We start from the raw sequence: 22610 nt of genomic DNA, 5'->3' as shown, positions 1-22610 counted from the left end.
GAAATGCCTAAGATTGATTTTCAGCAAGCGGGTAAGAAAGTATTACAGATAGAACGTGATGGGTTGGCAGAACTTGAACACTATATCAATGAAGATTTTGCCCGCACCTGTGAACTGATGTTCAACTGCGAAGGTAAAGTTATTGTCATGGGGATGGGCAAATCCGGCCATATCGGGTGTAAAATTGCCGCAACTTTCGCCAGTACCGGCACGCCATCCTTTTTTGTTCATCCGGGAGAAGCCAGTCACGGCGATCTCGGTATGATTACGCCTAAAGATATTGTTTTAGCTATCTCAAACTCGGGTGAATCCAATGAAATTCTGTCACTGATCCCCGCATTGAAACGCCAAAAAATTCCACTTATTTGCATGACTAACAATTACAACAGCAACATGGGAAAAGCCGCAGATATCCACCTGTGTATCAAAGTCCCGCTGGAAGCCTGTCCATTAGGTTTAGCGCCAACAACCAGCACCACTGCAACATTGGTTATGGGTGATGCTTTAGCGGTTGCATTGCTCCAGGCACGCGGCTTTACCGCTGAAGACTTCGCACTATCACATCCAGGCGGCACACTTGGACGCAAACTTCTGCTGCTGGTGAGTGATTTAATGAATACAGGCGATGATATCCCAAGAGTGAATCGTGATGCCTCTTTACGTGAAGCCCTCGTCGAAATCACCCGCCAAAAATTGGGTATGACCGTCATTTGCGACGAAAATATGTATATTGATGGTATTTTTACTGATGGTGATTTGCGGCGAGTGTTTGATATGGGACTTGATTTGTACAATGTCAAAATTTCAGCTGTTATGACAGCTGGCGGTATCCGTATCAAACCAAATGCCCTTGCCGTTGATGCATTGAACTTAATGCAGTCACACCATATCACTTCCTTACTGGTTACCGAGGAAAATAAATTACTTGGTGTATTACATATGCATGACCTGCTACAAGCTGGCGTAGTTTAACCTGAGAGAACGTCTTAATGAGCCAATTAGTTTATCTGGATACCTGTTATGGTCCAGTTAATAAAGACATTATTGAAAAAGCCGGTAGAATCCGTCTGCTGATTTGCGATGTTGACGGTGTGATGTCTGATGGCCTGATATATATGGGCAATAACGGTGAAGAATTGAAAACGTTTAACGTTCGTGATGGTTACGGAATTCGCTGCCTAATTACTTCAGGAATCGAAGTCGCTATTATTACCGGCCGTAAGGCAAAATTGCTGGAAGATCGAGCAAACACCCTGGGCATTACACATCTTTACCAAGGACAAAGTGATAAGGTTTTGGCGTATAGAGAACTGTTAGATAAACTGGGGCTAAAACCAGAACAGGTTGCTTACATCGGTGATGACCTGATTGACTGGCCGGTCATGGAACAAGTGGGCTTATCTGTCGCTGTGGCAGATGCACATCCATTGCTACTACCAAAAGCGCATTATGTCACCCAGATTGCAGGGGGACGCGGCGCGGTAAGAGAACTTTGTGATTTGGTGCTTTTCGCTCAGAATAAGCTGGAAGAGGCCAAAGGATTATCAATATAGTAGGTTGAAGCGAAACGAGAATGGATAAAATCAAATCCTGGCTGGCTATAATACTGGCGTTAATCACCCTGGCGTTAATTGGCTGGAGCTTATCTGATTCAGACGAGACTAACTCATCTTCTGCTACAGATAACAATCAGCCAACATATCAAAGTCAGGAAACCATAACTTTTGTTTATGATCCTACGGGTAAGCTGACGTATAAACTGGTCGCAGATGATGTCCAGAATTATGCTGAGTCAAAAATTACCTGGTTTACCAAGCCGGTATTAACGACATATGACTCAAACGCCATTGCTACATGGACAGTTCGTGCGAACAAAGCCAAACTGACCAACGACAGAATGCTCTATCTTTACGGAGATGTGCAGGTTGACAGCCTGACTGATACGGCACAATTACAGCGTATTACCACAGAGAATGCTATCGTCAATCTGGTCACTCAGGATGTTTCATCCGACGATCAGGTCACACTGATTGGCGTAGGATTGAAATCCGTCGGTATGAAAATGCGTGGCAATCTGCGGAACAAAACCGCTGAACTGATTGAAAAGGTTAACACCTACTATGAAATCCAACATGAACAACAGAATCCGTAATGCTCTTATTGCCAGTGCCATTTTTACAGTCAGTCTTCCGGCTCTGGCACTGAAAGATGACACCCAGAAACCAATTTCTATTGATTCTGCTAAGCAATCCCTTGACATGACTGGGAACACTGCCACATTTACAGAAAACGTGATCGTTAAACAGGGCTCTATTGATATCCACGCTGACAAAGTTGTTGTGACCCGCCCGGATGGCGATTCTAAAAAAATGGTTATTGAGGCATTTGGTAATCCGGTAACTTTCTATCAGCTACAGGACAACGGCAAACCAATCAAGGGCCACGGTGCCAAAATGCGTTACGAAATGGATAAAGAGCTGGTTACACTGACTGGCAACGCCTATCTGGAACAGTTAGACAGCAATATAAAAGGCGACCGTATCACTTACCTGGTCCCAACCCAGCAAATGGAAGCGTTCAGTGAGAAAGGTAAACGAGTGACAACTGTTCTGTTACCTTCTCAGTTACAAGAAGAAAGCCCTGCGGTTAACAACAAGAGTAAATAACGAGATATGGCAATACTAAACGCAGAAAACCTGGCAAAAGCTTACAAAGGCCGTAAGGTCGTTGAAAATGTCAGCTTAAATGTGAACTCCGGTGAAATTGTTGGCCTGCTTGGCCCTAACGGCGCAGGGAAAACCACGACTTTTTATATGGTCGTAGGTATTGTTGCACGGGATGCCGGGACAATTACCATTGATGGCGAAGATATCAGCCTGCTGCCACTTCACGAACGGGCGCGCCGTGGTATTGGCTACTTGCCTCAGGAAGCTTCTATTTTCCGCCGTCTGAATGTATTCGACAATCTGATGGCCGTATTGGAGATCCGTCAGGATCTGACACAGGAACAACGGAAGGAACGTGCCGAAGAGCTGATGGAGGAGTTCCATATCAGCCACCTACGGGACAATCTGGGTCAATCACTTTCCGGTGGTGAGCGTCGTCGCGTAGAGATTGCCCGCGCACTGGCCGCCAACCCTAAATTTATTTTGCTGGATGAACCTTTCGCCGGCGTAGATCCAATCTCAGTAATCGATATCAAAAAAATTATTCAGCATTTGAGAGATTACGGGCTAGGCGTCCTGATCACAGATCATAACGTCCGTGAAACATTAGATGTATGTGAGCGCGCTTATATTGTCAGCCAGGGGCAGCTGATTGCTCACGGCACACCGAATGATATCCTTAATAATGAACAGGTGAAGCGCGTCTATTTAGGCGAAGGTTTCCGGCTCTAATTCAGCCAAGAGAATTGGTTTAACGCTATGAAGCAAAGTTTGCAACTTAGGCTCAGTCAGCAACTGGCTATGACACCACAGCTCCAACAAGCCATTCGTTTGTTGCAACTTTCTACGCTTGAACTTCAACAGGAAATACAGCAAGCGTTAGAAATGAACCCTTTGCTTGAGCAGGATGAAGATCATCAAGAAATCAGTCATCAGGAATCTCCTGACAACGAAACTGACGTTATGGATACGCTTGATGCCCTGCAACAAAAAGATATGCCGGATGAGTTGCCACTGGATGCCAGCTGGGATGAAATTTACACCGCGGGGACGCCTTCCGGTACACGTAATGACTATAGCGATGACGACTTGCCACTTTACCAAGGTGAAACAGTCCAAACCCTGCAAGACTATTTGATGTGGCAGGCAGGACTGACCCCTTTCACGGAAACAGACGCGGCAATTGCTACATCAATTATTGATGCCGTAGACGATACAGGCTACCTTACTGTACCACTGGAGGATATCCTTGCCAGCATTGGCGACGATCAACTGACTCTGGCAGAAGTGGAAACCGTGCTCAAACGGGTACAACATTTTGATCCTATCGGTGTCGCTGCCCGTGATCTGAAAGATTGTCTACTGATCCAGCTATCCATGTTTCCACCAGAAACACCTTATCTGAAAGAAGCGAAATTGATCGTCTGCGAGCATCTGGAGTTACTGGGTCATCGGGATTTCCGCAATTTAATCCGTTTAAGTCGCTTGAAAGAAGATACACTAAAAGAAGTGATTGATTTCATTCAGTCACTTGAGCCAAGGCCTGGTTTGGCAGTAAACACAGGTGAATCAGAGTATGTCATCCCTGATGTGCTGGTTCGAAAAGAAAGTGAACACTGGCAAGTAGAATTGAATACAGATAGCATTCCCCGTTTACACATTAATCAGCAATATGCGGAACTTGGGCAACATACACACAATGAAAGTGACAGCCAGTTTATCCGCAATAACCTACAGGAAGCTAAATGGCTTATCAAAAGCCTGGAAAGCCGAAATGATACTCTGCTGAAAGTGACGCGCTGCATTGTAGAACAGCAACAGGAATTTTTTGAACATGGCGAAGAACATATGAAGCCCATGGTTTTGGCAGATATTGCCTTCCAGGTTGATATGCATGAATCTACCATTTCCAGGGTGACTACCCAGAAATTCCTGCACAGCCCACGTGGCATTTTCGAATTGAAGTATTTTTTCTCCAGCCATGTTAATACAGAAAGTGGAGGCGAAGCCTCTTCAACTGCAATACGGGCTTTGGTGAAAAAACTGGTAGCAGCGGAGAACTCCGCCAAACCATTAAGTGACAGCAAACTGACGAGCATGCTAGCCGATCAAGGCATTATGGTTGCCCGACGGACTGTCGCAAAATATCGAGAGTCGTTATCCATTCCGCCATCAAACCAACGTAAGCGTTTGGTTTGAAATGAACAGAGAAGGAAGACAATATGCAACTCAAAATAACTGGTCACCATATTGAAATTACTGATGCATTACGCGACATTATCACTGCAAAATGCAGCAAGCTGGATCAATATTTCGACAGGATCAACCTGATTCAGGTAATCCTCCGTGTGGAAAAGGTACAACAAATCGCCGAAGCCACGATACATATTAACGGAGGCGAGTTGCACGCATCCTCAGAACATGAAGATATGTATGCAGCAATTGATGGACTGGTCGATAAACTGGCTCGTCAGTTAACCAAACATAAAGATAAACTGAGACAACATTAACAGTTATTTAACAATAGCTGTAGTAAAAACAGCGGAGTCTTGCTGTAAAACAGTGCACAAATACCGGATGCCACAGATAACCTATGGCATCCGGTATCAATTAAGCACCTAAGCGAATAGAAAAATGAATAACCAAGCAGATTTACTACTAAGCTCTGTACTTTCCCTCGAATGTACGCGCAACAATGTACATTGTTCGAGCAAAAAACGGGCTTTAGAGATTATCAGTGAGCTGGCATCTAAGCGGCTTAAATTACCCGAGAATATCGTATTCGAAGCAATATTGACCAGAGAAAAAGTAGGCACTACTGGAATTGGCAGTGGTATTGCTATCCCTCACGGTAAGCTGGATGAAGAAAGCTCAGATCAAGCTGTTGGCGTTTTCCTCAATCTGGAACAACCCATCGCTTTCGATGCCATTGATAATCAACCAGTCGATTTGCTGTTTGCTTTACTGGTTCCAAACGATCAATGCCAAACACACTTACACACATTGTCATTGATTGCCAAACGCCTTGCAGATAAAAATCTCTGTCGTCGTTTAAGATCGGCACAAAGTGATGAAGAACTTTACGCAATTATCACTGAATAGCTGTTGCAATGAATGGAGAGCAACAGATAACAGTGGCTCATAATAATAACCACTGAGAAATTAAGGGGAGTCGCCTCATGGTGCTGATGATAGTCAGTGGCCGTTCCGGTTCGGGTAAATCCGTTGCCTTGCGCGCACTGGAAGATATGGGTTTTTATTGTGTAGACAACTTGCCGGTAGTGTTGCTGCCGGAATTAGCCAATACGCTGGCTGACCGCGATATTTCTGCTGCTGTCAGTATTGATGTAAGAAACATGCCGGAATCCCCCGAAGTTTTCGAAGAAGCCCTGACTAAACTACCAGCCAGTTTTTCACCGCAATTACTGTTTCTTGATGCTGACCGTAATACGCTAATCCGCCGTTACAGCGATACCCGCCGTCTGCATCCACTATCAAGCAAAAACCTTTCTCTGGAAAGCGCGATTGATCAAGAAAGCGATCTGCTGGAGCCACTTCGTTCAAGAGCAGATTTGATTATCGACACTTCCGAAATGTCAGTCCACGAACTGGCTGAGATGCTAAGGACCCGTCTGCTGGGCAAACGGGAACGCGAGCTGACAATGGTCTTTGAATCTTTCGGCTTCAAACATGGCATTCCAATTGATGCCGACTATGTTTTTGACGTACGTTTCCTGCCAAACCCACACTGGGACCCAAAACTGCGACCAATGACAGGTCTTGATCGTCCCGTAGCCGCTTTTCTCGACCGCCATACGGAAGTGCATAACTTCATCTATCAGACCCGCAGTTATCTTGAACTTTGGCTACCCATGCTTGAAACCAATAACCGCAGTTATCTGACCGTGGCAATTGGCTGCACCGGCGGTAAACACCGTTCTGTTTATGTGGCAGAGCAGTTGGCTGACTATTTCCGCTCCCGCGGCAAAAACGTACAGTCGCGCCACCGTACTCTCGAAAAGCGGAAATAATGACTGTCAAGCAGAAACTTGAAATCAAAAACCGGCTGGGAATGCACGCCCGGCCAGCAATGAAGCTGTATGATCTGGTACAGCTCTTTGAATCTCATGTTGTCTTGCGCAATGATAGCCATGTTGAAGCTGAAGCCAGCAGCGTGATTGCCATGCTGATGCTGGATTCAGAAAAAGGCAGCTATATTGAAGTTGAAGCCAGTGGCCCAGATGAAGAACAGGCTCTTGCCGCTATCATTAATCTATTTGATTCAGGATTTGACGAAGAATAACGCCCCCCACTCCTCCGGCTTATCATGTTCTTAACTGCTTTCATTAGCAACACAAAACAGTTCGTGATCATGATCTCTTTCTTTTCCAGTAAGAACAGCCTACTATCAGGTTAATCATTTTAAATAACACCCCCTCCTCACGGTGCGGGGTGTTATTTTGTGTTGGATTCCATTTGGAGTGTGGTATGACTAAACCAGCAATTATCATCAACGAATTAGACGCAGAACGTTTAGATTCCCTGTTGGAACAGCCAGCGTTTGCAGATACTAGTATCGCTGACGCTTTGAATGAGGAGTTAGATCGTGCAGAGATTGTACCTCCAGCAGAAATTCCATCCGATGTTGTGACTATGAATAGCCGGGTTCGTTTTCTTGATCTGACAAGCAGTGAAGAGCGAGTGCGCACTCTGGTTTACCCTGCGTCACTGCAAGACAGTTCAGACCAGCTTTCTGTTATGGCTCCTTTGGGAGCTGCATTATTGGGCCTTCGTATCGGCGACGAAATCAGTTGGAAATTGCCAAATGGCGAAGAAACCCGAGTCAAAGTATTAGAATTACTTTATCAACCAGAAGCTGCCGGTGAATATCACAGATAAAACCCTATTAAATCAATACAAAAAACCACTATCTCACAAGTGGTTTTTTGTCTTTGATAGCCAAATGGCGACAGGAATTTTATATCTTCAAGGAGGTTGGATAATACTTTCTGCTACAAGTGGTACAAGTCCAGATAACTATCCTATTCACTCAGTTGTATTAGGTTTCATTCCTTAACAACTAATTTCAGCTCTATGTGTTCAGTAAGGCCGCGTCCTACTTGAATTCTTAAAATCAGCGCGGCTTCTGGTCATGATCCTATCTCCCACGTAAAATAGAATTTTTCCCTTAATATCATTGTTTTGATATTTTTCCCGTGATCCGCTTTTGATCCGAAAACTGAAATTCCTTGAAAATCTTTTCAATCATTTCAGTTTGCTGCTTCTCTCACAATGCCAGTGCTGGCACGGTTTGGCTGTTCGATTCGTAGTATTTTAAAATTGAAAAAATTTTTTGATCCAAAACGTGCGGGCGGGTGCGGTGTAGTGCCGTTTTCGTCATAAGCGCAGCGAGACAAACCGTCACTAAGGTATTTATTTGATTCTTGAGTCAGATAATACAATCAGTTAAAGCAGTGTCGCCATCGGCAAAATCCGATGGTCAGGGGGTCGCAGCCTTGAATGAACATCCCACTGGTAAGGTTATTTTCTTACCAGTGTGCCTGTTATCGCTCTTTCTATGGCGGTTCAGACAGGGGAGGCTATGCCTCGCCGGATTGGATGTTCTCCGGTACTGCGAACCCTGTTTGAACCGCCACCATCAAAGATGGTAAGCAGGAATATGAAAAAAGATTGGCATACCGCCGATATTATCGCTGCGATACGTAAGAAGAATAAAAACGCTGGCATCATTATCCAGAGAGCACGGTTTAAGCTCTTCAACATTAGCAAATGCTTTAACGCGGCCCTGACCTAAAGGAGAATTGTTGATTGCTCAGGAAATTGGTGTAACCCCTGCTGAAATATGGCCCAGTCGGTATTTTGACGAAAATAAGCAGCCTATCAAACGAACCGTCCGAAATGATTTACCAAACAATTCTGATATCACATCAGTTATTTCTATACCCGAAAAAGTAACGACAACTTTTAAACCACTAAACTAATATAACACTCTGAATTATCAGTTTTTTATTACACTAATCTGTTGACTACCCCATACTACCGGAACAATAATCGCCTGAGTACGGGTTCAAATCCAGTAGGGATTGCCAAATTTAAGCTTTTAAATCAGTATTTTTGTGAAGGATAAAGATTATAAAACACAGTGGTTTGATCAAAAGCGGTAAATGTTAAAGGCCACCGGGAGGTTACCCCAATGGCCTTAGCTACGTTTCCGTTATCTATTTCAGAAATGCACGGATCAATTCTAAAAGCGCGACTAACGCTTTGAGAACGATGATAGCAGTATCAATAAAGGCTTTGAATGCTTTCATCCGTTTGCTCCAGTTGAGGAGCACGATTTACCCAGCCGTTGCCTTTACATTGCCTGTCTGGCTGATTCTCATCAATGTTAGTTGAAGTGGATCGCGCTCCGGCCGAGGCTCTGAATCAGCACCACCTGTATTCAGCCAGGACTTACGAAAACTTGCGTTAGAGTCACGGGCCGCCACGCTCCTCAGCTAACAGCCGTTGATTATAAGTTTATTTGGATACGATTCTTTGGATTAATAAATAGGTAAAAACAAAAAAACCAACTGGTGAGGTTGGTTTTTTTGTTATAGGTTGATATTTCCGGGGCTAACCNNNANNNTTNTCAGCATCCACNTGNACTNCANCCAGGACTTACGAAAACNNGNGTANGAGATNCACNNGCCANAACGCTCCTCANCTAACAGCCGTTGATTANNAGTTTATTTGGATACNATTCAATGGATTAATAAATAGGTAAAAACGAAAAAACCAACTGGTGAGGTTGGTTTTTTTGTTTGCGCTCTTAAACAGGTTGGTAACCCCGGCCTTAGCGCGATCCACTTCAACTAACGTGAGAATTTTAATACTTAGAACCGGAAATATCAACCTATAACATGACTATAAAACAAACAATACTGCCAGACTAAAAGTCAACCAATCGCAGACGAATACTTCTGTTTCAGCCCATCCGATTTATAGGCCGTGTTCCTTATCGTGCTGGCGTCTCCGGCATACCTGTGTTGTAGTGCGTATGGCGGCTGTCAGTTGATTAACATATCCAGCGTTTCTAACATCAATGTCATGATATTGATTTGCTGGCTGCCCACCCAAACCACTGGCGCGACGATTTCTTGCCTGGCTCCGGCGATACTCTGCTTAAGCAAGCCGATTTTCTCTATCAGCGTTTGTCCGATTTCGATATTGGCCTCTTTCCCTACACTGGCGACAAAATTTGATGACGTTGCTATGCAATAATCGCCGTCAGCAATTTGCTGAACAGCACCCGCCAATAGCGTAGACGTGCCCAAAACCGTGGTTTTATCCGTGGCCTGAAGTGGTTTCCCGTGCGACTACGTTACGTGTTTCCGTGTCTGCCCTGACTGCACGGTGCATAGACGATTCATTAATCGTTTGGTCAGTCTGACGAATCCAATGCCCTTCCTGAGTTACCCTCTGCAAGACTTCCGCCCGCTGCTGCTGCAATTGCTCGCCTGGCTTGATATTCGGTAAAGTATTGCCCTGGCTTAATGTCTGCCGGATAAAGGGCTTGTCCGGCCTGCCTCAAATGCAATTTCAACCACCGTACCGACTGGCGGATATTGGAACATACCGGATTCACTGCCCGCCATCGGTAAAGGCAGCGGGACAGCGTGGTAAACAGGAACAGCGGCATCCTGACCATCATTATCTAGCAATTGAACATCAACGGCATAGCGTGGCCGGAATGGATCGGAAATATCACCGCTAGCCGTGCTTTCGGTGTGTGCCTCAATACGGGCAAATATTCACAGGATTAGAATGACTTTATCAACCAGAAGCTGCCGGTGATCTCCACCGTTAATTAGCCAGCCCCTTTGAACAGGGCTGGCCACTGTAACCTAATCTGAGTATCCCTTATTGACCAGCGATACTCATTTCCGGCAGTAATACCGAACCACATTGGATATTACTGCGAGTTTCAATATCATTCCCAATAGTGACCATATTGGCCCACATCTCTTTCAGATTACCCGCAATAGTAATCTCGCTGACAGGATACTGAATCTCACCATTTTCTACCCAGAAACCGGCGGCACCACGGGAATAGTCACCGGTTATTGCACTAACACCCTGCCCCATCAGTTCAGTAACTACTAATCCTGTTCCCATCTGACGTAGTAAACCAGCAAAATCCTCACCTTGCCCTGCAATGCACCAGTTATGGATCCCACCAGCATGGCCTGTACTTGCCATTCCCAATTTACGAGCAGAATAATTTGTCAGAAGCCAGGTCTGTAATACGCCATCTTTAATGATATCCCTGTTACTGGTGCACACACCTTCGCTATCAAATGGAGAAGATGCCAGCCCTGCCAGCAAATGTGGACGCTCTTCAATCGTCAGCCATGATGGCAGGATTTGTTTACCCAGATGATCAAGCAGGAAAGAAGATTTACGGTAAATACTGCTACCACTAATAGCACCCACCAAATGTCCGAAAAGACCCGTTGCAACTTCCGCAGCAAACAGCACAGGCGCCCTCATGGTCGGTAATTTACGCGGAGATAAACGGGATAACACACGGCGAGCACACTCATGCCCAACCCACTCCGGCGATTTTAAATCTTCAATACGACGACTAATGGTATACGCATAATCCCGTTCCATATCGCCATTAAATTCAGCAATCACACAGCTCGACATCAAATGACGGCTAGAGCAATAGCTTTGCAACATACCGTGACTATTGCCAAACACCCGGATACCATAATGGCTGTTAAAACTACCGCCCTCTGTATTGGTAATACGTTTATCTGCCTGTAATGCCGTTTGTTCAGCGCGGGCAGCCAGTTCAATTACTTTATCAGTATCCAATTCTGTTGGGTGGAACAAATCAAGATCCGGCGCATCAAACGCCAATAACGCTTTATCCGCCGGACCAGCACAGGGATCCTGAGAAGTATAACGGGCAATATCGATAGCAGCCTGGACAGTACGGGCAATAGCATCCGGACTTAAATCTGTTGATGATGCACTCCCTTTACGTTGCTGATGGTATACGGTGATCCCTAGCGCACCATCACTATTAAATTCTACATTTTCTATTTCACCAAAGCGGGTACTGACACCAATACCCGTTGTTTTATTAACAGCAACTTCCGCAGCATCACAACCCGCGGTTGCCAGTTCTAATGCCTGTGAAACTGCATTTTCCAGTTGTTTGCGTTGTTCCGCAATTTGATCAGTGATTTTCATTAATTACCCGTAATTTGATGAATAAAGGGAAAATCTGTCAGGAAAATAGAACCATTTTATCCACAAAAGTAATGCCGAGTGGTAATCAGGCGTTTTTCCCAGTTACAATACCCAATATTAGGATGTTAACACCCACCGGGCTACAGGTCATGCTCCAAAAATCAACCTGCCAGATCCGGCCTTTTTAAAAGGAAAACTACCATGGCAAAGCAGTCTGAAGATTGGCTCAATGATTATCCTGCTGAAGAGGAAGAAGAAGAGATAATTTGGGTCAGTAAAAGCGAAATTAAACGTGATGCCGAGGCATTGAAAAAGCTGGGGGCAGAATTGGTTGATCTCAGCAAAAATGCGCTTGAACGCATTCCGTTGGATGAGGATCTGCTGGCAGCCATTGAACTTGCACAGAAGATAAAAAGGGAAGGGCGCCGTCGCCAATTACAATTAATTGGTAAAATGCTGCGTGCCCGGGATGTCGAGCCTATTACCACAGCAATTGATAAACTGAAAAATCGTCACAATCAGCAAATCATTTTGTTCCATAAGTTGGAAGAATTACGTGATAAATTGATTGATGGCAATGATGATGTTATTGATAACGTTGTGGAATTATTCCCACAAACCGATCGCCAGCAATTGCGCACGCTGATCCGCAATGCGAAAAAAGAAAAGGCGGCTAATAAGCCACCTAAATCTTATCGTCAGATTTTTCAGTATCTTAAAGATATGGCCGAATCAACCTAACTATCTAAAACATACAAGACGCTAATTCTGTTAGGGGAAAATTTTAAAACCAAGTTCCCCTTCCAGCGCCTTTTCCGCTTCTTCAAACAAGAAGACTCACCAGCCAAAAATCAGGCTGTTCCTCCAACGGTCAAGTTGTCCAGTTTCAAAGTAGGCTGACCAACACCAACAGGTACGCTCTGGCCCTCTTTGCCACAAACCCCAACACCGTTATCCAGTTCAAGATCGTTTCCTACCATAGAGATCTGCTGCATAGCCTCAATACCAGAACCGATAAGGGTCGCCCCTTTCACCGGCTTGGTAATCTTGCCATTCTCAATCAGATAAGCTTCAGATGTCGAGAACACGAATTTACCGGAAGTGATATCCACTTGACCACCGCCAAAGTTTGGCGCATATAAACCATTTTCTACACTACCGATGATCTCTTCCGGTGTGGAATGACCTGCCAGCAAATAGGTGTTAGTCATACGAGGCATGGGCAAATGGGCATACGATTCACGGCGGCCATTGCCCGTCGGCGCAACCCCCATCAGGCGCGCATTCATTTTGTCCTGCATGTAACCTTTGAGAATGCCATTCTCAATCAATACATTGTATTGCCCAGGCACACCTTCATCATCAATTGCCAATGATCCTCGACGGCCTTGTATCGTGCCATCATCAACCACTGTACAAAGCTCCGAAGCGACTTTCTCACCAATCTGACCTGAGAATACGGAGGTACCACGGCGGTTAAAATCGCCTTCCAACCCATGACCAACAGCTTCATGCAGCAACACACCCGGCCAACCCGCACCCAGAACAACCGGCATAGTACCCGCCGGTGCAGCAACAGCGGAAAGATTTACCAGTGCCATACGAACAGCTTCATGCGCAAATTGTTCTGCACGGATCTGACCACTTACCATTTCCAGAAAATATTCATAACCATAACGGCCGCCACCGCCGCTGGTACCATGTTCACGTTTACCGTTATCCTCCACCAGCACCGTGACAGATAAGCGAACCAGGGGACGAATATCAGCCGCTAAAGTCCCATCGGTTGCCGCAACCAATACCTGTTCGTAGACCCCTGTCAGACTGGCATTCACTTCCTGCACTCTCGGATCTTCGGCACGGGCGACTTGATCCACTCGATGCAATAACGCAATCTTCTCTTCACGGGAGAAACTGCGCAGCGGATCGATTGCCGCATAAAGTTGAGAGTAGGCCACTTCGCCAAAGGTATGGATTTTACCATTTCCTTCTTCATGGACGATGCTGCGGGCAGCCTGTGCGCTTTGTTGCAACGCATTCAATGTGATCTGGTCTGCATAAGCAAAACCTGTTTTTTCACCACTGATAGCCCTAACACCAACGCCCTGATCAATATTATAGGAACCATCCTTAATAATCCGATCTTCCAGCACCCAAGATTCATGATAGCTGGACTGAAAATAGAGATCGGCATAATCCAGCCGACGTTCAGCCAGTTGACCAAGTACTGAAAACAGATCTTGATGGCTTAATTTATTTGCAGCCAGTAAATGTTCACTGACAGAAGTTAAACTCATAATTGATACTCTTTAATTTGCTGTATTCTTTTCAATCAGGGAAGTCAACTGTGGCCGGAAGCGGTTATGTTTCACCACTTTCATCTGCTCACGCATAATCTTCAGGCTATCCACCCTGACATTCAGTTGTAATGCACTGACTGCATCTGGATTTTTCTTAATCACTTTCCCCCAGCCGTCTACGACCATTGAGTGGCCCCATGTTTGACGGGTTCCATGTACACCAACCTGAGCGGGTGCCAACAGAATACACTGATTTTCAATAGCGCGGGCCCGTAACAATGGCTCCCAATGTGCTTTTCCTGTTAAACGGGTAAATGCCGCAGGAACAGATATCAACTCAGCGCCTTGCTCACGCAATGTCTGAAACAACCCAGGGAAACGCAGATCATAGCATATGGTCATACCAAGACGACCAACAGGTGTATCCACGACAGTAATATGTTCCCCACGCTGGAAAACAGACGATTCATTATATGATCCATGTTCATCATCAATATTGACGTCAAACATATGGATTTTATCGTAACGTGCGCGGATCTCACCCTGATCATCAAACAACAGACTGCTGCTGGTGATCCGTTCAGGATTTTCACGGCTGATAAGCGGCATAGAACCAATTAATAACCAGACACCATAACGACGTGCGATCTCACTGACGGCTTGCTGTAAAGGCCCTTTTCCCTGCGGTTCCGCATGATGACGATAACTGACAGCATTAGCAAACAACAAGGCATTTTCCGGGGTCATCACAAGCTTGATAGTATTCGGCAACTGTTTAATTTGTTGTTCAATTTGCGCCAAATTATGTTTGATATTCTCACCGCTACATAACTGCAAGAGTGCAACATTGACGTTTCTCATGTTCCTCTATTCTCCTTAAGTTGACGCAGGACTTCATCAATTTTTGGTTGATCAAGATTACCGGTAATCCGGTAACGAATAACCGATATTTTATTCCATAACGGCCCCAAGACCTTGGTTGCCGCGAATAGTGCGGCACCTGCTACCGGATTGATAACAAAAGCCGTTGCTACACCGACAGTAGCAGAAATTTCTGGCGTGACGATAGCTTCTATATTGATCTGTTGGCGAACAAGATCAATCTCTCCTTTCGTTATCACATCAGCAATCAGTCCATCGATCCGTAAATTTTTAGTCTTGAGTATCCCATTTTTTATTGAAACATCACCACGGATTGAATCAAATTCAAAATCCTGGCTAAAAGTATCACTGAAATCGAGCTGCAATTTACGCAACAAAGCATCAAAACTGACCAATTTTAGTAACTGACCGGCACTTCCCCCTCCCAGTTTCTCGATAGCACCTCTACCTAAATCGCTTTTAAAATTGCCATTCAGTGTCCGTAAATCGGGTTTCCACGGTGTATCCAACCAGTTAAAATCAAAACGGAAGTTAAACGGTGACTTCACAATTGGCACGACAATACCAAGGTAAGATGCCATCTCATCAAACTTTTCACCGGAGAATTGCCCCATAATATGAGTATTATTCTCCCCAGCACTTTCTTGCCAACGACCAGCCAAATTGAGTTTACCGACGCTGTTGTCCACCATTCCATCTCTTAATACCAGCGAATTACCTTCTGGTATCAGGGAACCAGACACTTTCCCAAGTTTCACCCCCATAATCCAGCACTCAGAACAGACAATATCTAATGAAGGCCATTGGTTCAGCGAATAACGCTGAGTTGTACCTGTTTGAGATTGCTTAGATAAATCTGACTCAGGTTGCTGAGGGTTATATTGCAGAGGGTTATAGTAAAGATAGCTCAAATTCAGCTGCCACGGACCACTATTACGAATATTAAGCTTACCGTTAATTTCCTGACTATTAGCACTAATCTGCGTTCCCCAGGGCTGTTGTTCTATATCTAACGATAACTGATTCCAACGCTGTCCCCCCACATCCAGTGACGGAAGTGACACACGCAAATGCTGTGACAGCATTGCGCTTCCTGCAAATGAAGAACTTGAAGTCAGAGGCGCAATTAGCCCTAACCACTCTTCACCCTCAATTGCCGGAAGATTCAATTCCAATAATGATTTTTCAGGTAAGTCAGGAATTTTATCACTGTTACTTTGTAAAATTCCCCGTGACAGTTGAGTATTTTTCTCTGCCAAACGCCATTGAGTATTAAACGCATACTGCTTACCTAACGTCCCTTTTACTCGCAACTGATCCATATCACCATCAGCCAGAATATGAAGCGCTTTCAGTTTACGCAGTTCATCTGCTCTCAAGACAGATAAATGGCTATCTACTTGTGACAAGTCAGCGTCGATTTTCACATCATATTGGGCCTTACCCTGAAACGGTAAACTAATACCCACTTTCCCTTCCCAGTCAACAGAACCAGAAAGCGCTTTGGCAATTGCTGGTGGTAGTTCAGGTAATTTTGCAGCAGCCCAATGAGCATTCAGACCAACATCTACCCGATAGTTTTTTGATAAGTTCTTGGTAGCGAAATCAACAGTAACAGGCTGTCCAAACCATTGCACTGATAATTTGTCACTTTGTAAATTACCATTATCAAAGCGGAACCGGCCACTGACATTTTTCATTTCACTGCCCAGAGGCTTAATCAACAAATGGTTATCTTTTAAAGTGACCTCACCACTGGCATCCACATTGCCGCCACTGAGTGGAATATGCAAATGCAAATTACCCGCCACCTGACCACCAATCTGTAATGTATTAAGCGTTTCACCAATAGAATCCGCTAACGGGCTACGGGTAAAATATTCATGAATATCTTTACCATCTCCCAGAATATTAGCGTCGATTAACAATTTCTTTCTACTATAATCAGAAATTACCGCTGAAACCTTATTCGCTTTCACTTTGCCAAGCGCAGTTTGCGCAGCCAGCATCCACAAACCGTTATTATGGAAATTGAGATCAATATTAAGATCCAGCAGCGCCGGCCAATCAGGTTGATACTGGAAAGTGGCATGACGTAATGGGGCAAAAACCTGAAACTGACCATCATTCTTTACAAATGGGAAATCTTTTGGGTTGCCTTGAAAAACAAAAGTTGCGTTTTCTATTTGCCCTTTAATAATCGAAGCGGTCAGATAATCAGTCAGAGATGTTCCCATCAAAGGCTCAGGAAAATACCGCCAAGCATCACCCGCATCATAAACCCGTACTCCCGCCAGAACACTCAGCACCGGAGGCTGCTCTTTTGGCTGTTGATAACGAAAATCACCACTGACCCACAATGATTTCGCCTGCAAATCCAACCCCTGACTCCAAAGTTGTAAACCTCGCTTATCCTGCCGCCAGAATATTTCTCCATGACTTTGAGATATCTCAAATGGTGCCAGGAACACATCCCGATAATCAGCTACGCTATCTTTCAATGCAAAGCTAAGTTCGCCTTGCTGCAAGCTACCGTTGAGAGAACCAGAGAAATTATCAATAGAAGGTAACCCCTGCCAGCGCTGCCAACTCACATCCTGCCATTGCATACTCATTCGGAAATCATCTGCAATTTCTGGTGTTATATCGAGAGCGAGATGATTTACTAATCCTTGCGGCTGGCGACGTTCCCAATCTCTGACAACATCAGGAGTCAAAAAAGAGAAAGTGGGTAAAATGCTACTCAACCGTTCAAGTTGAATATTCTCCGCCCGGATACGCCAGTGATCTTTACCATCATACTTCTTAGCTTCCGGCAGATAGAGCACAGACGCCTTTCCTGACGGCCATTGCTGACCGTCAGTGGCCAGGCTTGCCAATTCAGGCGCATCAAACAACCAACCATTATCCTGACGGCGCATCCGTAATACCAGATCACTGACAGAAAGACGGTGGGATTTGTCAGCAACTTTCCAGTTAGCTTCTCCCTGACGTAATTGCAGTTGACCACCATCAATTCGCCCATCTTTGAGCGTAATCCAGCTAGACAAACTAAATTCAGCCTCTTTCAGCCCAGTATTATCCTGCAACCAATGACTCAACCACGGATGCATATCAACATTATCTGCCTGCAAATAAATAGTGCCGTTATCCAATACACCATGAGTGTCACGCAAATCAAATTTAACCTGTACATTCCCATGCTGATTATTAATAGAAGAAAGGCTGACTTCCCCTTGAGCACGATGATAGTTATTTTTATTCAGCCAGGTTAATTGTGGTAACAACAGATCAGCCCGTTCACCGGAGGGTGTAAGAAAAGTAACGCGGCTATCTTGTAGATTAAAATGATCAAATTGTTCGAGAAACAGATTAGAAAACGTATCTGATTGGGAAAACATATTACCGCGTTGATCATCAAACAACGGTTGATGGTAATCCACCTGTAATTGATAAAAAGTCAGATCGCGAAAATTCCAGCGCATTCTCAGCAAAGATAACCAGATATCCAATGCCACCGTGATTTTTTTTGCCTTCACATCTGCACTGGCAGTTTTCACATTAATATCACGTAATTCAAGAACAGGCCCAAAAGATTCCCATTTTCCAGCAATATATCCAACATCAACAGGTACACCGGCAATTGACTCAACTGTAGCGAGCAATTGCGGGCGATAGCCATTAATATGCGGCAGCAGAAAACGTAACCCACTGACAAGCAAAGCCATAATAATAATGACTATTGCGGCTGTCGCTAATAATACTCCCGGCAGTCGCCTCACACGCATCTCCTTGGTTGCCAGCGCTGTTATACCAGCACACCAGACAATTACATCATAACTACGTCAAACTGCTCCTGGCTGTAGAGCTGTTCTGTCTGAACTTTTACCTGCTTACCGACAAAAATTTCCACTTCTGCCAGCGCATGAGATTCTTCCCCTCTCAGCGCTTCAACCACCGCCGGTGAGGCATAGATAAGGAAGCGATCTGCATCAACTGCCCGGTGAACACGCACAATTTCACGCATAATTTCATAACAGACCGTTTCAACAGATTTTACGGTTCCCCTTCCATTACAGGTAGGACAATCGTCGCAGAGTATATGCTCAATACTTTCACGGGTCCGCTTACGCGTCATTTCCACCAGCCCGAGTTGTGAAAAACCATTAATCGTTGTTTTAACACGATCTTTACTCAAGGCCTGTTCGAGAGAAGCCAATACCCGTCGGCGGTGATCTTCACTATTCATATCAATAAAATCAATAATGATAATACCACCCAAATTACGCAGCCTTAATTGCCTGGCAATAGCCTGCGTCGCTTCGATATTAGTATTAAAGATAGTCTCTTCCAAATTACGATGCCCGACAAATGCGCCAGTATTAATATCAATTGTGGTCATCGCTTCTGTTTGGTCAATAATCAGATAACCACCTGATTTCAATTCGACTTTACGATCGAGCGCCCGTTGGATCTCATTTTCTACATCAAACAGATCGAAAATAGGTTGATTGCCACTATAAAGTTCCAATCTGGCTGTCATTTTAGGAATATATTCACTAATAAATTCCTGTAACTGGTTAAACATCAGACGAGAATCCACACGAATACGATCAAGAGCAGCTCCGGCGAAATCGCGCAAAATACGATGAGCCAGAGCCAATTCACCATAAAGTTTATTTTTAGTGATATTACGCTTTTTACGCTCTATCACCTTACTCCACAATCGTTTCAAGAAAGCTGCATCCTGAGCTAACTCTTCGTCGCCAACTCCCTCGGCAGCCGTCCTGATAATGAAACCACCATGCTCATCACAATATTCAGCAACAATATCTTTCAAGCGATTACGCTCTTCTTCACTTTCGATACGTTGTGAAACCCCAACATGAGAAGCACCGGGCATAAATACCAGATAGCGGGAAGGTAATGTAATATCCGTAGTTAACCGGGCACCTTTAGTGCCAAGCGGATCTTTCACTACCTGAACCATCAAATCCTGCCCCTGGCGGACCAACTCAGCAATATCTCTGACATGAAAGTTCTTTTGTTCTTCACCGGCAATACACTCCGTGTGAGGCACAATATCTGAGGCGTGAAGAAAAGCCGCTTTTTCCAGCCCAATATCAACAAAGGCCGCCTGCATCCCTGGTAACACCCGGCTTACACGACCTTTGTAAATATTGCCGACAATGCCCCTTTTGGCTTCCCTTTCGACATGGATTTCCTGCAAAATCCCACCATCAATATAGGCAACGCGCGTTTCTGATGGTGTTATATTGACTAATAACTCTGCTGTCATGTGTTCCTCTTTCCATCAACCAACGCGAAAAACTTTGTGATTAATTCATACGTTTCCACTAATGGCAGACCAACTACTGAGTGATAACTCCCATTCAGCGTTTTGACAAAGCAACCTGCTTTTCCCTGAATACCATAAGCACCCGCTTTATCCATTGGCTCACCGGTTGCTACATAATCCAAAATTTCCTGCGTGGATAATTGGCGAAAGGTCACGTCTGTAACGACTATATCACTTAAAGTACTCTGACTATCTGATAAAGCAATCGCGGTAAGTACCTGATGACACTGCCCGGCAAGTGCATTGAGCATTTCAACAGCATGTTGTTCACTGCGGGGTTTTTCCAAAATCCTATCATTTAATACAACAATAGTATCCGCTCCCAACACGGGAAAATCCTCTGGCGCAATAACAACCCCCGCCAGAGATTTATCTTTTGCTAATCGGCTGACATACTGACGCGGAGTTTCACCCTCTTGCCATTGCTCCTTTACCTGAGGAGAAAGAATTTCAAATTTAAAGTCCAATAATTCAACCAGCTCACGCCGCCTTGGTGAGCCGGAAGCCAGATAGAGGGTTTTCATGATGATATTGTCCTTACTACTTATCTCATTAGGGCTTTTTATTTACCGTTCTTGTAATAAACAGGACATTAAAAACCGCGATCCAACCACTAATGTACATTAAATTGACGACGGATTTTCCGCATTAACAGGAATAACCACGGCCAAAGAATACCGTTGACCAAACTGTTCCAGAATATTTCTGGATGAAAAGCAACATTTGATAACAAAAACTCTGCCCAAAAAACACTGAGATCCATCAGCACCGATAAAGCAACGACGACCAAAGCCTGCTGCCAAAGTGCCATATTACGGAATAATTGAAACTTAAATGACACCAAATAGCTAACAAGACTATAAGCTAAGGCATTAACACCCAGTGTTGCTCCCTGAATCAGGTCTATGATCATCCCCAAAACAAAGCCTGTACCAACACTGACCCTGTGAGGTAATGCCATCACCCAGTAAATGAGTAATAGTGCTGACCAGGTAGGCCGGTACATATAAATTTGCTCCGGCCACGGCATAATTTGCAGCACCATCGCAATCAAGAAGGATAACCAAATGATCCAACGCCCATGACTCCGGTATTGATTCATTAACGATTTCCCGCATTTATAAATTTAGCAGATGATACTGCCGGTTCAGAAACTTTCACTTTTCCTGTCGTTTGAGTTATTTCATCAGAAACAGAAGACGGCGCTGGCGGCCCCATTTCATTTGCATGTGGCAATACCTGAGGCATCATCTGCATTAAACGCTCATTAGCTACACGATAAACTTCTGATGGAGGCAATGGTTCGGATGGGTTATTATCTGCCCCCCACAATAACAGCAAATAACGCAAACGCTGTAATTCTGCGGTTGGCCGAGCCTGAATCACAGTATAGGCCCGCTGATTATCGACTTTAACCGACGATACCACAGCTACCGGATACCCCTCCGGGAAACGGCCACCTAACCCAGAAGTGACCAGCACATCCCCAACCCGAATATCGGTATTACTTGGTAATGACTCAAATTGCAAATCATCAGCACAGCCTGCACCCGCAACAATGGCCCTGATATCATTACGTAAAACCTGGATTGGCAAAGCATGGGTCGTATCACAAATCAGTAATACCCGGCTGGTAAACTGACTAACAGCAACAACCTGACCAACAATACCTTTATCACTGATAACAGGTTGCCCTTCATAAACGCCTTCTCTTGATCCCTTATCAATAACCACCTGATCACTATAAGGATTAGCCTTACCGGAAATCACCTGTGTCACCATCATGTGTTCATCCTGACGCAAAGGTGATCCCAACAGTTCACGCAAGCGGGAATTTTCCTGCTTAAGTTGCCCTAACAACAACATCTCACTGTTTTTAATCAATAATTCTTGGCGTAAAGCGCGATTTTCCAATTGGAGTTGTTCACGGGAGGCGAGCGTTTCTGATACACCATCAAGTACTTGACGCGGACCATTAGCAAGAAAATAAAATGGGCTGACCACCGTATCCATATAGTTACGGACTTTACTGAGAGCATCAAGGCGGCTGTCTGCCACAACCAGAGTAATGGCAACAATAACAGCAAAGAAAAGTCGTAATTGCAGGGAAGGCCCCCTGCTAAAAATTGGCTTCATAAG

Annotated in this window: 21 protein-coding genes and 2 pseudogenes; 13 read left to right on the top strand and 10 right to left on the bottom strand. The window is 44.7% G+C overall.

The genetic code is table 11. From position 1 onward, the window contains the following. The first annotated feature begins 3 nt into the window (after positions 1 to 3). The 12 genes and pseudogenes from kdsD to PTE_RS00170 all read left to right on the top strand — a co-directional run bounded on the left by kdsD (position 4) and on the right by PTE_RS00170 (position 8668). Positions 4 to 972, top strand: a complete 969-nt coding sequence (kdsD, locus tag PTE_RS00225) for an arabinose-5-phosphate isomerase KdsD (protein WP_036842120.1) — start codon at positions 4 to 6, stop codon at positions 970 to 972. 17 nt (positions 973 to 989) lie between these two features. Then, entirely contained in the window at positions 990 to 1553 is a 564-nt protein-coding gene (gene kdsC, locus PTE_RS00220) for a 3-deoxy-manno-octulosonate-8-phosphatase KdsC (RefSeq protein ID WP_036842118.1), read from the top strand. A gap of 20 nt (positions 1554 to 1573) precedes the next feature. Beyond that, positions 1574 to 2152, top strand: a complete 579-nt coding sequence (gene lptC / locus PTE_RS00215) for an LPS export ABC transporter periplasmic protein LptC (protein WP_036842114.1) — start codon at positions 1574 to 1576, stop codon at positions 2150 to 2152. Continuing rightward, complete coding sequence (gene lptA, locus PTE_RS00210) at positions 2133 to 2666, top strand: lipopolysaccharide ABC transporter substrate-binding protein LptA (RefSeq protein WP_036842113.1); 534 nt, start codon at positions 2133 to 2135, stop codon at positions 2664 to 2666. The genes lptC and lptA overlap by 20 nt, the downstream gene beginning before the upstream one ends. Positions 2667 to 2672: 6 nt before the next feature. Then, positions 2673 to 3398: an LPS export ABC transporter ATP-binding protein gene (gene lptB, locus PTE_RS00205; protein ID WP_036842112.1), complete on the top strand. Its 726-nt coding sequence runs from the start codon at positions 2673 to 2675 to the stop codon at positions 3396 to 3398. Positions 3399 to 3425: 27 nt separating this feature from the next. Continuing rightward, positions 3426 to 4865: an RNA polymerase factor sigma-54 gene (rpoN, locus tag PTE_RS00200; protein ID WP_036842111.1), complete on the top strand. Its 1440-nt coding sequence runs from the start codon at positions 3426 to 3428 to the stop codon at positions 4863 to 4865. Between the two features lie 23 nt (positions 4866 to 4888). Continuing rightward, positions 4889 to 5176, top strand: coding sequence for a ribosome hibernation promoting factor (gene hpf / locus PTE_RS00195; RefSeq protein ID WP_036842110.1), 288 nt, complete (start codon positions 4889 to 4891; stop codon positions 5174 to 5176). Positions 5177 to 5300: 124 nt separating this feature from the next. Beyond that, positions 5301 to 5768: a PTS IIA-like nitrogen regulatory protein PtsN gene (ptsN, locus tag PTE_RS00190; RefSeq protein WP_036837490.1), complete on the top strand. Its 468-nt coding sequence runs from the start codon at positions 5301 to 5303 to the stop codon at positions 5766 to 5768. Between the two features lie 77 nt (positions 5769 to 5845). Further along, positions 5846 to 6697, top strand: coding sequence for an RNase adapter RapZ (gene rapZ, locus PTE_RS00185; RefSeq protein ID WP_021323560.1), 852 nt, complete (start codon positions 5846 to 5848; stop codon positions 6695 to 6697). Then, on the top strand, positions 6697 to 6969 hold the full coding sequence (npr, locus tag PTE_RS00180; RefSeq protein ID WP_021323559.1) for a PTS phosphocarrier protein NPr: 273 nt from the start codon (positions 6697 to 6699) through the stop codon (positions 6967 to 6969). Before rapZ ends, npr begins: the two co-directional genes overlap by 1 nt. Before the next feature lie 185 nt (positions 6970 to 7154). After that, positions 7155 to 7565, top strand: a complete 411-nt coding sequence (rnk, locus tag PTE_RS00175) for a nucleoside diphosphate kinase regulator (RefSeq protein ID WP_036842109.1) — start codon at positions 7155 to 7157, stop codon at positions 7563 to 7565. Positions 7566 to 8346: 781 nt separating this feature from the next. After that, positions 8347 to 8668: pseudogene (locus PTE_RS00170) on the top strand (helix-turn-helix domain-containing protein). 237 nt (positions 8669 to 8905) lie between these two features. Here PTE_RS00170 and dinQ read toward each other — a convergent pair. The 3 genes and pseudogenes from dinQ to pmbA all read right to left on the bottom strand — a co-directional run bounded on the left by dinQ (position 8906) and on the right by pmbA (position 11930). Then, complete coding sequence (gene dinQ / locus PTE_RS27090; protein ID WP_272482622.1) at positions 8906 to 8998, bottom strand: damage-inducible type I toxin DinQ; 93 nt, start codon at positions 8996 to 8998, stop codon at positions 8906 to 8908. Positions 8999 to 9625: 627 nt separating this feature from the next. Beyond that, a pseudogene (locus PTE_RS00165) lies at positions 9626 to 10474 on the bottom strand (hypothetical protein); the annotation flags it as partial. Positions 10475 to 10589: 115 nt separating this feature from the next. Continuing rightward, positions 10590 to 11930, bottom strand: coding sequence for a metalloprotease PmbA (gene pmbA, locus PTE_RS00160; RefSeq protein WP_036842108.1), 1341 nt, complete (start codon positions 11928 to 11930; stop codon positions 10590 to 10592). A 201-nt stretch (positions 11931 to 12131) separates the two neighbouring features. Here pmbA and yjgA point away from each other — a divergent pair, with 201 nt between their 5' ends. Then, positions 12132 to 12671, top strand: a complete 540-nt coding sequence (gene yjgA / locus PTE_RS00155; protein WP_036842107.1) for a ribosome biogenesis factor YjgA — start codon at positions 12132 to 12134, stop codon at positions 12669 to 12671. Between the two features lie 110 nt (positions 12672 to 12781). Here yjgA and tldD read toward each other — a convergent pair whose 3' ends face one another. From tldD to mreC, 7 genes are all read right to left on the bottom strand, one after another. Further along, a complete protein-coding gene (gene tldD, locus PTE_RS00150; RefSeq protein ID WP_036842105.1) occupies positions 12782 to 14227 on the bottom strand; it encodes a metalloprotease TldD in 1446 nt (481 codons plus the stop codon). 12 nt (positions 14228 to 14239) lie between these two features. Next, positions 14240 to 15091 carry a deaminated glutathione amidase gene (gene nit1, locus PTE_RS00145; RefSeq protein WP_036842103.1) on the bottom strand — a complete coding sequence of 284 codons (852 nt, stop codon included), beginning with the start codon at positions 15089 to 15091 and terminating at the stop codon, positions 14240 to 14242. Further along, on the bottom strand, positions 15088 to 18894 hold the full coding sequence (gene yhdP / locus PTE_RS00140) for an AsmA2 domain-containing protein YhdP (protein ID WP_036842102.1): 3807 nt from the start codon (positions 18892 to 18894) through the stop codon (positions 15088 to 15090). The genes nit1 and yhdP overlap by 4 nt, the downstream gene beginning before the upstream one ends. 47 nt (positions 18895 to 18941) lie before the next feature. Then, a complete protein-coding gene (gene rng, locus PTE_RS00135; protein ID WP_036842101.1) occupies positions 18942 to 20411 on the bottom strand; it encodes a ribonuclease G in 1470 nt (489 codons plus the stop codon). Further along, positions 20408 to 20995: a Maf family protein gene (locus PTE_RS00130; protein ID WP_036842100.1), complete on the bottom strand. Its 588-nt coding sequence runs from the start codon at positions 20993 to 20995 to the stop codon at positions 20408 to 20410. Before PTE_RS00130 ends, rng begins: the two co-directional genes overlap by 4 nt. Before the next feature lie 89 nt (positions 20996 to 21084). Continuing rightward, entirely contained in the window at positions 21085 to 21573 is a 489-nt protein-coding gene (gene mreD / locus PTE_RS00125; RefSeq protein ID WP_036842098.1) for a rod shape-determining protein MreD, read from the bottom strand. Continuing rightward, complete coding sequence (gene mreC / locus PTE_RS00120; protein WP_036843409.1) at positions 21573 to 22607, bottom strand: rod shape-determining protein MreC; 1035 nt, start codon at positions 22605 to 22607, stop codon at positions 21573 to 21575. The genes mreD and mreC overlap by 1 nt, the downstream gene beginning before the upstream one ends. Positions 22608 to 22610 lie beyond the last annotated feature (3 nt).

The organism is Photorhabdus khanii NC19 (genome assembly GCF_000517265.1).
GTDB lineage: Bacteria > Pseudomonadota > Gammaproteobacteria > Enterobacterales > Enterobacteriaceae > Photorhabdus > Photorhabdus khanii.
This window is presented reverse-complemented; position numbering and strand designations above follow the sequence as displayed.

Coding starts and splice junctions, on each gene's coding strand:
- kdsD (WP_036842120.1), top strand. CDS start 4: ATGCCTAAGATTGATTTTCAGCAAGCGGGTAAGAAAGTATTACAGATA.
- kdsC (WP_036842118.1), top strand. CDS start 990: ATGAGCCAATTAGTTTATCTGGATACCTGTTATGGTCCAGTTAATAAA.
- lptC (WP_036842114.1), top strand. CDS start 1,574: ATGGATAAAATCAAATCCTGGCTGGCTATAATACTGGCGTTAATCACC.
- lptA (WP_036842113.1), top strand. CDS start 2,133: ATGAACAACAGAATCCGTAATGCTCTTATTGCCAGTGCCATTTTTACA.
- lptB (WP_036842112.1), top strand. CDS start 2,673: ATGGCAATACTAAACGCAGAAAACCTGGCAAAAGCTTACAAAGGCCGT.
- rpoN (WP_036842111.1), top strand. CDS start 3,426: ATGAAGCAAAGTTTGCAACTTAGGCTCAGTCAGCAACTGGCTATGACA.
- hpf (WP_036842110.1), top strand. CDS start 4,889: ATGCAACTCAAAATAACTGGTCACCATATTGAAATTACTGATGCATTA.
- ptsN (WP_036837490.1), top strand. CDS start 5,301: ATGAATAACCAAGCAGATTTACTACTAAGCTCTGTACTTTCCCTCGAA.
- rapZ (WP_021323560.1), top strand. CDS start 5,846: ATGGTGCTGATGATAGTCAGTGGCCGTTCCGGTTCGGGTAAATCCGTT.
- npr (WP_021323559.1), top strand. CDS start 6,697: ATGACTGTCAAGCAGAAACTTGAAATCAAAAACCGGCTGGGAATGCAC.
- rnk (WP_036842109.1), top strand. CDS start 7,155: ATGACTAAACCAGCAATTATCATCAACGAATTAGACGCAGAACGTTTA.
- dinQ (WP_272482622.1), bottom strand. CDS start 8,998: ATGAAAGCATTCAAAGCCTTTATTGATACTGCTATCATCGTTCTCAAA.
- pmbA (WP_036842108.1), bottom strand. CDS start 11,930: ATGAAAATCACTGATCAAATTGCGGAACAACGCAAACAACTGGAAAAT.
- yjgA (WP_036842107.1), top strand. CDS start 12,132: ATGGCAAAGCAGTCTGAAGATTGGCTCAATGATTATCCTGCTGAAGAG.
- tldD (WP_036842105.1), bottom strand. CDS start 14,227: ATGAGTTTAACTTCTGTCAGTGAACATTTACTGGCTGCAAATAAATTA.
- nit1 (WP_036842103.1), bottom strand. CDS start 15,091: ATGAGAAACGTCAATGTTGCACTCTTGCAGTTATGTAGCGGTGAGAAT.
- rng (WP_036842101.1), bottom strand. CDS start 20,411: ATGACAGCAGAGTTATTAGTCAATATAACACCATCAGAAACGCGCGTT.
- PTE_RS00130 (WP_036842100.1), bottom strand. CDS start 20,995: ATGAAAACCCTCTATCTGGCTTCCGGCTCACCAAGGCGGCGTGAGCTG.
- mreD (WP_036842098.1), bottom strand. CDS start 21,573: ATGAATCAATACCGGAGTCATGGGCGTTGGATCATTTGGTTATCCTTC.
- mreC (WP_036843409.1), bottom strand. CDS start 22,607: ATGAAGCCAATTTTTAGCAGGGGGCCTTCCCTGCAATTACGACTTTTC.